This is a genomic window from Capnocytophaga felis (assembly GCF_009684755.1).
Lineage (GTDB): Bacteria > Bacteroidota > Bacteroidia > Flavobacteriales > Flavobacteriaceae > Capnocytophaga > Capnocytophaga felis.
Map to the genome: position 1 here is coordinate 803499 of NZ_BLBC01000005.1, position 14459 is coordinate 817957.

Here is a 14459-nt window from a genome sequence, read left to right on the forward strand (position 1 = left end):
ATTCTCCTCTTTTTTGTTTGACGATTAAAGGTCAAATCGTATGCCTAATGAAACTATGTTTTGTTTTGGGGCATTGTTTTCAAATAATGGGTTCAAATCATATTTGAAGTATAGTGCATTGCCTTTGTAACCCAAATAAACACTTAAACCGTATACAAAATCAGAGGTATTGAAATCGTACTTTTGTAAAACTCGGTCATCATTTCTTCGGAAGAAATTTTTTGTTTTTAAATGTGTGCCTATAAAACCTCCAATACCTATGCGAAAGTTGCCTAATTCTTCGTAAAAAGTTCTCCTATTGCGTTCAAATCTTTTTCCCAAATCATATTCAAGATGCAAAGGGAATGTCAGATATACATTTTTAAATCGGTTTTTAGAAATTTCATTATCAGTAACCATTTTGGTAATTTCACTTTCTTTTTTAAAGTATTTTCCTGATGTTGGATATAAGTTATTATAGATAACAGAGAAACCCGCTCTGGTAAATAACCTATAATTTTGAGCTTTTACAAGAGGGATTCTGTAATTAAATCCCCATTCAACGAAATAGGAACGAAAATTTTTGATTTCACTATCGCCAAGACTTGAAAAATCCCCATTTTCAATTAAATTATTGAGCCCAAAAGCTACATTAAAACGAATAGAAGGGAAATTTGATACAAACTCCTGAAGTTTTGTGGAAGGAGGATCTAAAAGAATTTCACCTCTTACCAGCCCTCTTGTTAAGTTAAGAAGTTTTTCATCTTCTTTGCTTACCAATTCTTCGATGCGTTTGGCTCGAAATTCGGCTCGTTCCAATTTTTTAGTTTCCCATTCGGATTTTGTTAATTTTCCGTTGTTGTAAAGCGAATCCAATTTTTGTACTTCTATTTTTAGTGAATCTTTCTGAGTTCTTGAAATAAAATTTATTTTTTCGCCTATTTTTCTTGATTTTTCGGAAAAAACTTCCTTTTTTTCTTGTGCGGTTGCTTTAAAAGTGACCAAAAGTGCTGCTAAACATAAAAATTTAATATTCATAATGTTATTATTTAGATTGTTCGTATGCAATTCGTTCTTTAAAATCTTCGTATTTTTCTAAAATGGTTTTTAGTAAGTTGGTTCTGTGAATGTTATTCGTTTCTTTTTCAATTTGTGAAAGAAGCAATTGAGCATCTACCTCCAATTTTATTCGGTTTGGATTTGGTGATTGTATTTCTTTTTCCAATGTAATTTTCTCAATATCAGTGTTTTCTACCAAAGCTAAAAGTTCTCTTGCGGAAATGTATTTATTCTTTGTAGTTTTTGTTTCTTTTTCAAGGATTTTTAAAATATCCGTTTGATTTTCAATTTCTTCAATTTTTTCCTCAGATGAAATTACAGAAATCTCTTTTTCCTCAATTTCAGGTAATTTAATTACTTCTTTTTGGTTTATTTTTTCTTTTCTGATAGATGTAACAGATTCTTTTTCAGTAGGTTTTGTAAATATTTCCTTTTCAGAAATAATTTCTTTTTTTACTTTTTCAGCAGGAAGATTTACAATTTCTTCATTTTCAATTATTTCTGAAGAATTTTTAAATAGAAGTAATCCGCTGATAGCTAATATTATAACTGTGCTTGCTGCTGCCCAAATCCATTTCAAATTTCTTTGTTTTGTAATGGTTTTCTCATTTTTTGGTAATAGAGCTTCCAATCTTTCCCAAGCATCGGTCGAAGGCTCTATGCTGTGGTTACTTAATTTATCTTGAAATTGTTTTTCTAAGTTTTTCATTTTTAATTATTTAAAAGAGTTATTTGTTTTTTTAAAAGTTTTCTGGCGTGTGATAATTGTGATTTTGACGTTCCTTCCGAAATTCCAAGCATTTGAGCAATTTCCGAATGTTTGTAACCTTCAATGACATACAAGTTAAAGACAACACGATAACCATCAGGTAATGAATCGATTAATTTTTGGATTTCTTCTACTGAAAATTGTTGATTAATTTCGTCGTGAATTTCTTCAGAGTAATATGTTTCTTCGGTGTAAAAAAGTTGTTTTTCTGAGCGAAGGAAAGAAATGCATTCGTTGGTAATGATTCTTCGTATCCAACCTTCAAAACTTCCTTGAAAAGAAAAATTCTTCAAGTTCGAAAATATTTTTACAAATCCTGTAATCATCACATCTTCAGATAGATGAATATCTTTGATATATCGCCGACAAACACCCAACATTTTCGGTGAGTATGTCGTAAAAATATGCTTTTGTGCCATTCGGTCGTTGTTTATCGCCTGCCGAATCAGTTCTTTTTCGTTGTTGTATAAATTTTTCTTTATATTCACATTCGTTTTTTCTTTTTTAGTATAGATGCAAGAAACACAAAAAGAGTTGTATCACAGCAAAAATAATTTTTTCGTTGGTATTTTATCTTTATGATTTTTTATATTTTTGCCATCAGAAAAACACAATCAGAGATGAAAATAGCTATAGGAAATGACCACGCAGGTCCTGCTTACAAAAAAGCCATTGTTGCGTATTTAGAAAGTCAAAATATTGAAGTTCTGAATTTTGGTACGGATACTTTTGACAGTGTCGATTATCCCGATTTTGGGCATAAAGTAGCTGAGGCAGTCGCCTCAAAGAAAGCAGATTTAGGAATTGTAATCTGTGGAAGCGGTAACGGAATTGCCATAACAGCGAACAAACATCAAGAGATTCGATGTGCTTTGTGTTGGACAAAAGAAATTGCAGCATTGGCACGCCAACATAACGATGCTAATGTGGTGAGTATTCCAGCACGTTTTACTGCCATTGAGCAAGCTGTTGAAATTGTGAAAACTTTCCTAAATACTAACTTTGAAGGAGGAAGACATACAGGAAGAGTAAATAAAATAAGTTGTATGTAAAATCATTTTTGGAAGTGATGCAAAAAGTATGGAGCCTTAAAAAAGAGGATATTTCTGTCAGGCTGAGCGAAGTCGAAGCCTTGCAATAATAAGGCTTCGACTTCGCTCAGCCTGACAATCGAAACTATCATCATACTTTTTATAACACGACCTCATTTTCGAATTAAAGATGACAAAAAACTGGTTGGAACGTACTGAACTTCTCGTAAAATCAGAAGGAATTGAAAAACTCAAATCGGCAAACGTACTGATTGTGGGGCTTGGAGGTGTAGGCTCGTTTGCTGCGGAATTCATCGCCCGAAGCGGAGTAGGGAAGATAACCATTGTTGATGGAGATGTATTTGATATTACGAATATTAACAGGCAACTTCCCGCCTTGCAAAGCACTGTTGGGAAGCCCAAATCCGAAGTGTTGGCTTCTCGCTTGAAAGATATCAATCCTGATTTAGAACTTACCATTCTGACGGAATTTCTTTCCCCCGAAAGGGCTTTTGAACTGGTTTCTCCTCAGTTTGATTATGTATTGGATTGCATTGACAGCATCACACCAAAACTCAATTTAATCATTGCTGCACGCCGAAAAAAAGTAAAACTCATCAGCAGTATGGGAGCCGGTGGTGTGTTAGATCCTTCCAAAGTGAAAGTGTCGGACATTAAAAACACACGTGACTGCCCGCTGGCAAGAAACATTCGAAAACGACTTAAAAAAGAAGGAATTACCTCCGGATTTAAAGCCGTTTTTTCCACAGAAATTGCCCCGAAGGACACAATGCAACAAACCGACGGCACCAATTACAAAAAATCCTTCTACGGAACTATCAGTTATATGCCTGCTGCTTTTGGGTTGCACGCTGCTGCCACGGTAATAAACTATTTAATAAATAAGGAAGTGATGCAAAAAGTATGACACCTTAAAAGTCAGGCTGAGCGAAGTCGAAGCCTGACAATCGAAACTATCATCATACTTTTTATAGCACAATCAATAATAAGAAATTGGAAATAGCCGATTGATTTCTTGAAGAAATTAATTTTTATAAATTATATAATCTTCTTTTAAAATGAATATAAAAAATGCTCAATTAGAGGTAGATAACTGGATTAAGGAACACGGAGTTAGGTATTTTAACGAACTGACCAATATGGCACAACTTACCGAGGAGGTAGGGGAGGTAGCACGTATCATCGCCCGTAGATATGGCGAACAATCTGAAAAAGAAAGCGATAAAAACAAAGATTTAGGCGAAGAACTTGCCGACGTGGTTTTTGTGGTGCTTTGTCTTGCCAACCAAACCGGAATTGACCTACAAGCCGCTTTTGACCGAAAAATGGACAAAAAAACCCAGCGTGACCACAACCGTCATCATAACAATGAAAAACTGAAATAATAGAGGCTGTCTAAGAAATCGGGCAGCTTTTTTGTTTTTCTTTTTTTGTGTATCTGTATCAAGAAAAGATAGGAGAATATTCACGCAGAAGTGTTTTGCAAATGAATCAAGTCAAAAGGGAGTTAAATTTCTGATTTGATAAAAAATATCCTTTTTGAAATTTCATAATACAAAAATAAATCCGTAACTTTGAAGCTCGAAAAAAAGTAAAATAATTTAATTCATTAATATCAAGATGAAAACCATTGACAATTTTAATTTCAAGGACAAAAAGGCACTTATCCGTGTGGATTTCAATGTGCCGTTAGATGAAAACTTTAAAGTAACTGACAACACACGTATCGAAGCAGCCAAACCTACTATCGAAAAAATACTGAAAGACGGTGGTAGCGTAGTATTGATGAGCCACTTGGGTCGCCCCAAAGGAGAAAAAAATCAGAAATATTCACTTAAACATATTGTTGATGAAGTTTCAAAAGTATTGGGCAAACCCGTTATCTTTGTTGAGGATTGTGTAGGCGAAACTGCCGAAAAAGCTGTGGCAGCTGCACCAAGCGGAAGCGTAATTCTGTTGGAAAATCTTCGTTTTTATGCAGAAGAAGAAAAAGGCAATGAAGAATTCTCATCAAAATTAGCCAAATTGGGCGATATTTACGTAAATGATGCCTTCGGAACGGCTCACCGTGCTCACGCTTCTACAACTATCGTGGCAAAATTCTTCCCTAACAACAAATGTTTCGGATATTTACTTGCCAAAGAGATTGAAAGCATCGATAAAGTGATGAAATCAGGTGAAAAACCCGTTACTGCTATTTTGGGAGGCTCAAAAGTATCTTCCAAAATTACCATTATCGAAAATATTCTCGATAAAGTGAATCACTTAATCATCGGTGGAGGAATGGCTTATACCTTCGTGAAAGCACAAGGAGGCAAAGTAGGAGACTCTATCTGCGAGGAGGATAAATTACAACTTGCTTTGGATATTTTAGCCAAAGCCAAAAGTAAAGGCGTTGAGGTTCATTTGCCGGTTGACGTAGTTGCTGCCGATGATTTCAGTAATGATGCCAAAACACAAGTGGTTGATATTACCAACATACCTGACGGATGGCAAGGGCTTGATGCAGGACCAAAAAGTTTGGCTAAACTCAAAGAGGTTATCCTTAAATCGAAAACCATTTTGTGGAACGGACCTGTGGGCGTGTTTGAAATGCCAACTTTTGCCAAAGGAACCATCGAAGTGGGGAATTTCATTGCCGAAGCTACCAAAAACGGAGCTTTCTCACTCGTAGGAGGAGGAGATTCTGTGGCTGCCGTGAAACAATTCGGTTTTGAAAACAAAGTAAGTTATGTTTCTACAGGTGGTGGAGCGATGCTTGAGAGCCTTGAAGGTAGAGTTCTGCCGGGAATTCAGGCAATTTATGAATAAGAAAAATTTTCATAATATATAGTTTAATGAAAAAGATGTTATCCGTACTTTGGGTAACATCTTTTTGCTTTGAATTGCATTCAAGGTTTACTGAATTTTCACTGATTTTCAGTTTATTTGTTCCCGCAATTACATTCTACTGAATTCCAGCCTTCAACGAATTTCTCAATAGCGTTACCAGTTTCAACAATAGCGAAAATGGTAATTAAGACAATGAAAATAATTTTAAATACAGACCTTTTCCTCTTCTTTTCCATAACATTCTGATTTGATTTCTTTGGCAATTATATAAATATTTTTCGATAAAAACAATGATTTGCTGTTTATATTTCTTGTTTCTGATAAATATGATAAGAATAATACATTATTGAAAAGTAAATTATTTAACTGAAAAAATTTCAATCTAATTTTTTTACGATATATTTTGAATCAGAATGATATATTTTTAATTAAAAAGTTATCTGTGTTGTTTTTCTGAGATTTTGCTCTTGCAGACTTACCTTTTGCCGGAAAAACTATGATTAAAAGCATATTTTGTGCATTGAAAAATCTTTCATAACTTAGCTACCTCAAAAAAGAGTTTTATCAATGGAAAAAGAGTTAAAAGTTTCGGTCATCGGGGGAGGAAGTTGGGCAACGGCATTGACCAAGATATTAACTACCAACCTTTCGCAGGTATGTTGGTATATGCGTAATAGTTCGGCGATTGAACATATCAAAAAAACAAATCATAATCCCAATTATATAACCGATGTTGAGTTTGATATAAACAAATTAAAACTAACCGATGACATCAATGAGGCTGTTGCTTATGGCGATTACTTGGTTTTTGCCATTCCGTCGGCATTTTTAAGTTCGGAGTTTGAAAAATTAAACCTTCCGCTTTCAAATAAAAATATTTTCTCTGCCATTAAAGGTATTGAACCCAAAAGCGGACTGATTGTCGGCGAATATTTCCATAAAATATATCAAGTACCTTATGATAACATCGGAGTGATTGCCGGTCCGTGCCACGCAGAAGAGGTTGCCCTCGAAAGGTTATCCTATCTGACCATAGCGTGTTTCAATCAGGAGAAAGCAAATCTCTTTGCAAAGGCAATGAGAACTTATTTTGTTAAAACGAAACTATCAGATGATGTTATCGGGATTGAATATGCCGCAATGTTAAAGAATATTTACGCCATTGCAGCTGGAATTGCTCACGGATTGGGATATGGTGATAATTTTCAAAGCGTATTGATGAGTAATGCAATACGTGAAATGCGTAGATACATTAAAAGAATCTATAAAATTAAACGAAACATTAATAATTCAGCCTATTTAGGGGATTTATTGGTTACGGGTTACTCTCTTTTTAGTAGAAACAGGACGTTTGGAAATATGATTGGCAAGGGATATACCGTAAAGAGTGCGATTATGGAGATGAATATGGTTGCTGAAGGATACTACGCCGTAAAAAGTGCCTATGAAATCAATAATAAACATACGAGAAAGAGTCGGACTCCCATTTTAGATGCCGTATATCAGATTTTGTATGAAAATAAAAAGGCAAAACAGGTATTTTCAGAGCTTGTAAATGAGTTGAATTAATGTTTGAAGTTATTTGTAATGTATTTTTCTTAAAAGGAAATTTGAATTAAGTTTTTTATTTTTGTTTAATTCAGTTTGTCAGGCTGAGCGAAGTCGAATCTCTTTTTTTATCTAATCTTTGACTCCTTTTAGGTTGACGTAGTATTAATTTGTTCAATCTTCGACTCTGCTCAGATTGACAGGGTGTTGATTTATCTAAAAAGGGAATTTAAATAAATGTTCTTGTTTTTGTTTGATTTGGTTTGTCAGGCTGAGCGAAGTCGAAGCCTTTTTTTTATCTAATCTTTGACTCCTTTCAGATTGACGTAGTATTAATTTGTTCAATCTTCGACTCCTTTCAGATTGACAGGGTGTTAATTTGCCTAAAAAGGAAATTCAAATAAATGTTCTTGTTTTTGTTTGATTCGATTTGTCAGGATGAGCGAAGTCGAAGCTTATATATTGTTTAATCTTTGACTCCTTTCAGATTGATGTAGTATTAATTTGTTTAATCTTCGACTTCGCTCAGATTGACATAATATTGATTTATCTAAAAAGGGAATTTAAATAAATGTTCTTGTTTTTGTTTGATATAGTTTGTCAGGCTGAGCGAAGTCGAAGTCTATATATTGTTTAATCTTCGACTCCGCTCAGATTGACAGGGTGTTGATTTTCCTAAAAAGGAAATTTAAATAAGTGTTCTTATTTTTGTTTGATGAGGTTTGTCAGGCTGAGCGAAGTCGAAGCCCTTTTTTTATCTAATCTTTGACTCCTTTCAGGTTGACGTAGTATTAATTTGTTTAATCTTCGACTCCGCTCAGATTGACAGGGTGTTGATTTGCCTAAAAAGGAAATTCAAATAAATGTTCTTGTTTTTGTTTGATTGTGTTTGTCAGGCTGAGCGAAGTCGAAGCCTATATATTGTTTAATCTTCGACTCCACTCAGATTGACAGGGTATTAATTTGCCTAAAAAGGGAATTCGTTTTATGCTTTATAATATCAAAACAATAAAAACAAATCTCCTTTTGATGATATGTAAAATATTTTATAATAAAAAGGATATATTTTTTTAGAAAAATAAAAATAAATAGATATAGTAAAATTAAATTTATAAGTTATGAGAAATAGTAATTTAATAGCCTTAGATATATCTAAGTTGTATAATGCTGAATTGGCTCAGTTAGTAACTCGGTTTTTAGATGATTTTTTAAAAAGCAACTTGGATTTAGAAAAAGATTCAGATTTTAAAAGATTATTGGAGTCATTACGGTCTCAATTACCTACATTTAATGCAGCATCTGACCAAATTAGAGGAAGCAGTGAATCTTCTAAAATAAAAAAAGCTGATTATGATAGGGGAGTTGCATTCAAATCATTGAAAAGTGCCTTACAAGCCTATCAAAATACAAAAGAAGCAAATGAAAAAGATGCATATGAGGCACTTAATCTGATTATTTCGGAATATAAAGGCATAAGCAGAAATAGTTATGAAGTGCAGACAAATCGTTTGGCGAATTTGGTAGAACGTTTGCAGAGCAGTGCGTACAAAAATCACGTAAAGGAGCTTTTTATTGAGAAATTTGTAACGCGTTTGCTAAATGCAAATACCCATTTTGACGAATTATTTGCAAGACGCTCTTTCGAGATTTCCCAACGCCAAAATTATGATACGAAAAGCCTCAGAAAGTCTATCTTAGAAGATTACAGAAAGTTAGTTAACTATGTTGCTGCCATTGCTGAGGTTCGTGAAGATAGTTTTTATAAAGATACATTAACGATTATTAATAATTCACGTAAATACTTTGCTGATATAATCCTTTCAAGGCGAACAAAAAAGAAAGAAGCTAAAAAAGATGATAAAACAAAGGAAAATGAAACGTAAATTATCAAAATAAAATTCTTTATTAGGCATATACATTTTGTTTTATGTAAATCTTTATACAGAATATACCTTTTCAATATATGATAAACAATTAAATTAACCATATTATGCTGAAATTAAAACGAATATTATCAGTTGTATTACTGTCTTTACTTATTGTTAATTGTAAAAATACAAACAACACTCCTGCTGAGGTTGCTGAATCAGGAAAAGAAAAGACATTTACATTTTCTACTTGGATAACTTATAATCCGCAACGAACTGCCGAAAGTTATCACGAAGAATTTAAGAAATACAAAACACACGGAATCACAGAAGTCTTAGTAAATACCGAAGCCGATGCAGAGGCACTCAAACGGCTTGTTCCTATTGCAAAATCCGAAGGAATTAAACTTCACGCTTGGATAATGACTGTAAACCGCCCTGGAGATAAGGTAGCATTGGAACATCCGGAATGGTATATGGTAAGCAGGGAAGGCAAATCGTGCCATAATGTTCGTCCGTACGTTGATTATTATCAATGGTTATGCCCTACACGCAAGGAATCCCGAGAGCATATTCTGAATTTGGTAAATCAACTTGCAGAAGTTCAAGACATTGAAAGTGTTCACTTGGATTATATTCGTTTTCCTGATATTTATCTCCCGATAGGGCTTTTACCAAATTATAATCTTGTTCAGGAAGAAGAACTGCCGCAATTTGATTTCTGTTATTGTGATGCGTGTATCTCTGAATTTGAGAAAATACATCACAAGAACCCAAAAACATTCAAGAATCCGGCTATTGATATGGAATGGAAGCAATTCCGTTTAAATAAAATACGTGATTTGGTTAATGAAGCCTCAGAAATAGTACATAAAAAGGGTAAAAAAATTACGGCTGCCGTATTTCCATATCCTGAAATGGCTGACCATATGGTTCGACAACGTTGGGATAAATGGAATATAGACCGCGTATATCCGATGATATATCATAACTTCTATAATGAGGAAACGGATTGGGTAGGATTCGCAACCCGTCAAGGAGTTGAGGATTTGAAAAATAATAATACGGAATTGCATACGGGAATTTATGTTCCGCCAATTTCAGCAGAACAACTAAGAGAAGCAATTCAGCACGCTAAAGATAATGGAGCTACGGGAGTTTCCTTTTATGACGGACCTGAAATTACAGAAGCACAGTTGAAAGTAATTCAGGAACTAAGTAAATAAATGTAAGCTATTTCTGTTTACCTGATTAGGCTAATCTATTTCGTATTACTTCATCAGGTAAGCAGAAATATTATTTTTAAAATGAATTGACCTTAAAATGTATATTTTATGAAGAAGATTACTATTTTTTTGTTTTTTATAGCAACCTCAATATCTTTCTTAACTGCTCAACAGATTGAAATTAAAAAAGAATGGGGTGAAAATAGATTTTATAAAGCTGGAAATCGTCTTTTTATTAAAGATGTGATTCATTTAATGGAAGATTCTCCTGAGGCTTTGGCTATTATGAAGCAAGTAAACCGAACCAATACTGTGAATAAGGTAATTTCTTTTGCGGGAGGTGCTTTAATTGGCTGGGATTTGGGAACTTTAATGACGGGAAGTAAACCAACTTGGATACCTATGGGAATAGGAGCCGTACTGACAGGGATTTCCATCAAGATACTTTCAAATACAAATAAAAAGTCAAAACAGGCTGTTGAGATATATAATTCTTCTTTGATTAAGGATACTTCATACCAGTTCCAACCTGAATTCAAGCTTATTGCCAACGAAAGGGGAGTAGGTTTGTGTGTCAAATTTTAGAAATTGCCGTTTGTATTTCTTGTAAAAGCTAATTTAGGTTAGTTTGTTTCAAAAGGGATTGTTTTCAAAAATATTTTTAATAAAAAGGGTTAATTATTTGTTTTTTATGTTATTTTTGTGTTACATTTGCCTTTTATTTTCAAAATTTACTGCTTTTGATTAATGAAAATTTATTGAATAAATATCCATTTTCATAAAAAAGTGAATTATAATTATTTTTTTAACATAAAAACTGGCTTCGTATGAAAAAAGGACTTGTATTACTTTTCTTTTTGCTTACCGCTTTTGGTTGGGCTCAAAAAAATGTGGAAGGAGTGGTGAAAGACCATCAGGGTATGCCTATTATTGGTGTAAATGTTGTCGTCAAAGGAACTAAAAAAGGGGTTTCTACCGGTTTTGAGGGGACTTTTGGTTTGACGACCAACGTGGGAGATGTGCTTGTGTTTTCGGCAATTGGCTATAAAACGCAAGAGGTAAAAATAACCAAGAAAGGCTCATTCATTTCGGTTGTAATGGAAGAAGACCTGATGGAAATGGAGGAAGTGGTAGTTACAGGGTATCAAACCGTTGATCCTACCAAAGTAGCAACTGCTTATACAAAGATTGATACCAAGAGTTTTGAAAGAAGAGGAACAGCTGATGTCATTTCGGGAATAGAAGGGCTATCGGCGGCTTTGGTTTTATCAACAAACCCAAACAACCCAACAGGTTCTAAGGAGTTTTCTATTCGTGGTATTTCTACACTTTCGGGCGATACACGTCCGCTTATTGTTTTAGACGGATTTCAGTACGGAGGAAGATTGGAAGACATCAATCCCTATGAGGTAGAAAGCATTACCTTACTGAAAGATGCAGCTTCGGCTTCTATCTACGGAGCCAAATCGTCCAATGGGGTAATTGTAATTACCACTCGTAAAGGAAGAGCTGGAAAAACACAAGTGCGTTATACCAGTAACCTTAGCTTTCAAGAGAAAATGGATTTAAATTATATGCTGAATCGGGTTTCTTCTTCGAAATTGGTGGATATTCAACATCAGTATGCCAAAGAAAATGATGACAACATAATAAACTACCGAAATCTTTTTGAAACCAATGACCCGTATATGAGTTACTACGTAGGAAATAACAATCGGGTGTATTATCTCTATGGACTTAAAAAGTACGGATACATTACAGAACAAGACTTTGATAATCAGTTGGCTCAGTTGCGTTTATATGACAACACCAAAGATATTGAACAACTATATTTGCAAAATCCGATTACCAACCAACAAAATATTTCGGTTTCGGGAGGTTCCGAGTCGTTCAAATTTCGAAGTTCATTAAACTACACCAATAGTTTAAAAGATTTAAAAAATAATACAACACAACGAGTTATCTTTGATTTTGTTTCGAATTTGAAATTCAGTCCCAAAGTAAATTTGGATTTCCAAACCAGCTTAACCTCAAATGATGATTCGTATAAACTTACTGAATACGAGAATGTTGGCTTGTCATCAAGTGATGATATTTTTAGAGTTGCTTCATATGACCGTCTCTTTGATGAAAACGGCAATCCTTTGTCAGTGTTTAGACCGGCAGACGGTAGCGGAACTAATTCGGGAGGGCTTTTTGGAGGAAAAGACCCTTATGAAATTCAAAGATTAGTGGCTGCAGGGCTTTTGGACGAAACGTACTATCCGGCAAATGATTTTGGGAAGTACAGCTTGAACGAAACTAATTGGAGTGCTCACGTTCAAGGACTTTTAAATATAGACATTACCCCTGACCTGACAGCCAAAATAGGGGGACAGGTCAGAAAAGGAATATTCAAAACCACCCAAATAGCAGCCACAGATTCGTGGTTTATGAAGAGTCTCATAAATAATACTACTCCTCTATCGTATACGGGAGATACGCGAATCTTGAATGTTCCTTATGGAGACCGTATTAAAGAATCAAGAGGCGAGTCCATAAATTATTTGTTCCGTACTCAGTTGGAGTATCGGAAAGCATTCGCAGAACACAACATACACCTCTTTGCAGGAGCAGAAATGCAAGAAACTAAATCAGAATCAACACAGATTGACCGTTTGGGATATGACCCTAAATCAAACCTATACCTCCCTACCGATTACGATAGGTTACGCAATGACATCAATAGCGTATATCACCCCAACGGCTCTATCTCTGGTGGTATTAATTTCTCCGAAGGTTTTGAATACAGCCAAAACAGGTATGTTGCTGGGTATGCAAACTTTACATATATGTACACAAACAAATACGTACTATCGGGAAGCATTCGTATGGATCAATCCAACCTCTTCGGAACTGACCCAAGATATCGTTATAAGCCGTTTTGGTCATTGGCAGGACGTTGGCGTTTAGGAGAAGAAGACTTTTTTAAAAATAAAAACATTAAGGTAGATGTTCGCCTTTCTTATGGAGTTAATGGAAATATAGCCAATAAATACGGTCCTTTTGACATAGCTGGAAAGAGTTTTGATTATCGTGCAGGAAATATTCTTACGTTGGGAATTCAGAATCTGAAAGTCAATAATTTACGTTGGGAAAGATCTGAAACTACAAATATCGGAACTGACTTGTCTTTCTTTGATAACCGTTTGGAATTAGTTTTGGATTATTATTATAAAAGAACCACAGATGCCTTAGCAAAAGTGGATTCTGACCCTACGTTTGGTTCTAATTTGGTGTATCGTAACGATGCCTCTCTGACCAATAACGGTTATGAGATAATGCTGACTTCACGAAACATTCGTACGCAAAACACCTTATGGGAAACACAGTTGTTTTTCAGATATAATAAATCAAAGATTACCGAGGCAAGCTTTGATACTAGCCAAGGTAAGGCATATCGATTTGCTGGGCAAGTTCTCAATATAAAGGGAAGTGAGCCAAATTCATTATACGCATTTGATTATGCAGGTGTTAGTGATACTGGAGAGGGGCAAATTCGTAAAGCAGATGGCAGTGTAGTAAAGGTGGACTACAGTTATGATCCTCCTGGTATGTTTAATTATGACGATTTAAAGCCTGTCGGAACGGTTGTGCCCAAATATGTGGCTTCCGTAAACAACAACTTTTCTTACAAAGGTATTGGTCTTTCCTTCTTGTTCATTTATCAAGGTGGCCATATTATGATGAAAGACAGCTATAATGGATCAACTACCGGTCGAACTATTACACTGATGAATAAAGATGCCGAAAGAACTTGGCAAAAACCCGGAGATGAGGCTTTTACAGACATACCGAAATTCAGCTCGGCACTTTACTATGGTATAATAAAAGGCTCGACTAAAAACGTGCTTCCTGCGGATTTTATCCGTTTGAGAGATGTGGTATTGAGTTACACACTACCTAAAAACCTTTTAGGAGGACTCAAAATTCAAGAATTGACCTTTAACGTTAGAGCCACAAACCTTTGGATGTGGACTAAAAACAACGAAGGAATTGATCCTGAAACACAAGGGTTAGGATTTAGAACGGCACGATTGCCTAAAAGTTATACAATGGGAATCAATCTAATCTTTTAAATTTGATG

13 protein-coding genes are annotated in these 14459 nt (G+C 34.8%); 9 read left to right on the forward strand and 4 right to left on the reverse strand.

Annotated elements, in window-relative coordinates; all coding sequences use genetic code 11:
- Positions 1-24 precede the first annotated feature (24 nt).
- Genes GN105_RS04905 through GN105_RS04915 form a run of 3 tightly spaced genes read right to left on the reverse strand, consistent with a single transcriptional unit; the run spans position 25 to position 2226 of the window.
- On the reverse strand, positions 25-1017 hold the full coding sequence (locus GN105_RS04905; protein ID WP_155284281.1) for a hypothetical protein: 993 nt from the start codon (positions 1015-1017) through the stop codon (positions 25-27).
- Positions 1018-1024: 7 nt separating this feature from the next.
- On the reverse strand, positions 1025-1747 hold the full coding sequence (locus GN105_RS04910; protein WP_155284282.1) for a hypothetical protein: 723 nt from the start codon (positions 1745-1747) through the stop codon (positions 1025-1027).
- Between the two features lie 2 nt (positions 1748-1749).
- Entirely contained in the window at positions 1750-2226 is a 477-nt protein-coding gene (locus GN105_RS04915) for an RNA polymerase sigma factor (protein ID WP_373279393.1), read from the reverse strand.
- Positions 2227-2427: 201 nt separating this feature from the next.
- Here GN105_RS04915 and rpiB point away from each other — a divergent pair, with 201 nt between their 5' ends.
- Positions 2428-2859, forward strand: coding sequence for a ribose 5-phosphate isomerase B (gene rpiB / locus GN105_RS04920; protein ID WP_155284283.1), 432 nt, complete (start codon positions 2428-2430; stop codon positions 2857-2859).
- Positions 2860-2861: 2 nt separating this feature from the next.
- On the opposite strand, the gene GN105_RS13075 is transcribed toward rpiB, so the two are convergent.
- Entirely contained in the window at positions 2862-2993 is a 132-nt protein-coding gene (locus tag GN105_RS13075; protein ID WP_262884837.1) for a hypothetical protein, read from the reverse strand.
- A 35-nt stretch (positions 2994-3028) separates the two neighbouring features.
- Between GN105_RS13075 and GN105_RS04925 the strand changes: the two genes are divergently transcribed.
- From GN105_RS04925 to GN105_RS04960, 8 genes are all read left to right on the forward strand, one after another.
- On the forward strand, positions 3029-3766 hold the full coding sequence (locus tag GN105_RS04925; protein ID WP_155284284.1) for a tRNA threonylcarbamoyladenosine dehydratase: 738 nt from the start codon (positions 3029-3031) through the stop codon (positions 3764-3766).
- Between the two features lie 151 nt (positions 3767-3917).
- A complete protein-coding gene (locus tag GN105_RS04930; RefSeq protein ID WP_155284285.1) occupies positions 3918-4244 on the forward strand; it encodes a nucleotide pyrophosphohydrolase in 327 nt (108 codons plus the stop codon).
- Between the two features lie 235 nt (positions 4245-4479).
- Positions 4480-5670 (forward strand): phosphoglycerate kinase, encoded by a 1191-nt coding sequence (locus tag GN105_RS04935; protein ID WP_155284286.1) that lies wholly within the window; start codon positions 4480-4482, stop codon positions 5668-5670.
- Positions 5671-6258: 588 nt separating this feature from the next.
- Positions 6259-7260, forward strand: coding sequence for an NAD(P)H-dependent glycerol-3-phosphate dehydrogenase (locus tag GN105_RS04940; protein ID WP_155284287.1), 1002 nt, complete (start codon positions 6259-6261; stop codon positions 7258-7260).
- 1097 nt (positions 7261-8357) lie between these two features.
- On the forward strand, positions 8358-9122 hold the full coding sequence (locus GN105_RS04945; protein WP_155284288.1) for a DUF6261 family protein: 765 nt from the start codon (positions 8358-8360) through the stop codon (positions 9120-9122).
- Between the two features lie 107 nt (positions 9123-9229).
- Positions 9230-10333 (forward strand): family 10 glycosylhydrolase, encoded by a 1104-nt coding sequence (locus tag GN105_RS04950; protein ID WP_155284289.1) that lies wholly within the window; start codon positions 9230-9232, stop codon positions 10331-10333.
- A gap of 108 nt (positions 10334-10441) precedes the next feature.
- A complete protein-coding gene (locus tag GN105_RS04955; protein ID WP_155284290.1) occupies positions 10442-10918 on the forward strand; it encodes a hypothetical protein in 477 nt (158 codons plus the stop codon).
- Between the two features lie 242 nt (positions 10919-11160).
- Positions 11161-14451, forward strand: coding sequence for a SusC/RagA family TonB-linked outer membrane protein (locus tag GN105_RS04960; RefSeq protein WP_155284291.1), 3291 nt, complete (start codon positions 11161-11163; stop codon positions 14449-14451).
- The last annotated feature ends 8 nt before the right edge of the window (positions 14452-14459 follow it).

Coding starts and splice junctions, on each gene's coding strand:
- GN105_RS04905 (WP_155284281.1), bottom strand. CDS start 1,017: ATGAATATTAAATTTTTATGTTTAGCAGCACTTTTGGTCACTTTTAAA.
- GN105_RS04910 (WP_155284282.1), bottom strand. CDS start 1,747: ATGAAAAACTTAGAAAAACAATTTCAAGATAAATTAAGTAACCACAGC.
- GN105_RS04915 (WP_373279393.1), bottom strand. CDS start 2,226: ATGGCACAAAAGCATATTTTTACGACATACTCACCGAAAATGTTGGGT.
- rpiB (WP_155284283.1), top strand. CDS start 2,428: ATGAAAATAGCTATAGGAAATGACCACGCAGGTCCTGCTTACAAAAAA.
- GN105_RS13075 (WP_262884837.1), bottom strand. CDS start 2,993: ATGATGATAGTTTCGATTGTCAGGCTGAGCGAAGTCGAAGCCTTATTA.
- GN105_RS04925 (WP_155284284.1), top strand. CDS start 3,029: ATGACAAAAAACTGGTTGGAACGTACTGAACTTCTCGTAAAATCAGAA.
- GN105_RS04930 (WP_155284285.1), top strand. CDS start 3,918: ATGAATATAAAAAATGCTCAATTAGAGGTAGATAACTGGATTAAGGAA.
- GN105_RS04935 (WP_155284286.1), top strand. CDS start 4,480: ATGAAAACCATTGACAATTTTAATTTCAAGGACAAAAAGGCACTTATC.
- GN105_RS04940 (WP_155284287.1), top strand. CDS start 6,259: ATGGAAAAAGAGTTAAAAGTTTCGGTCATCGGGGGAGGAAGTTGGGCA.
- GN105_RS04945 (WP_155284288.1), top strand. CDS start 8,358: ATGAGAAATAGTAATTTAATAGCCTTAGATATATCTAAGTTGTATAAT.
- GN105_RS04950 (WP_155284289.1), top strand. CDS start 9,230: ATGCTGAAATTAAAACGAATATTATCAGTTGTATTACTGTCTTTACTT.
- GN105_RS04955 (WP_155284290.1), top strand. CDS start 10,442: ATGAAGAAGATTACTATTTTTTTGTTTTTTATAGCAACCTCAATATCT.
- GN105_RS04960 (WP_155284291.1), top strand. CDS start 11,161: ATGAAAAAAGGACTTGTATTACTTTTCTTTTTGCTTACCGCTTTTGGT.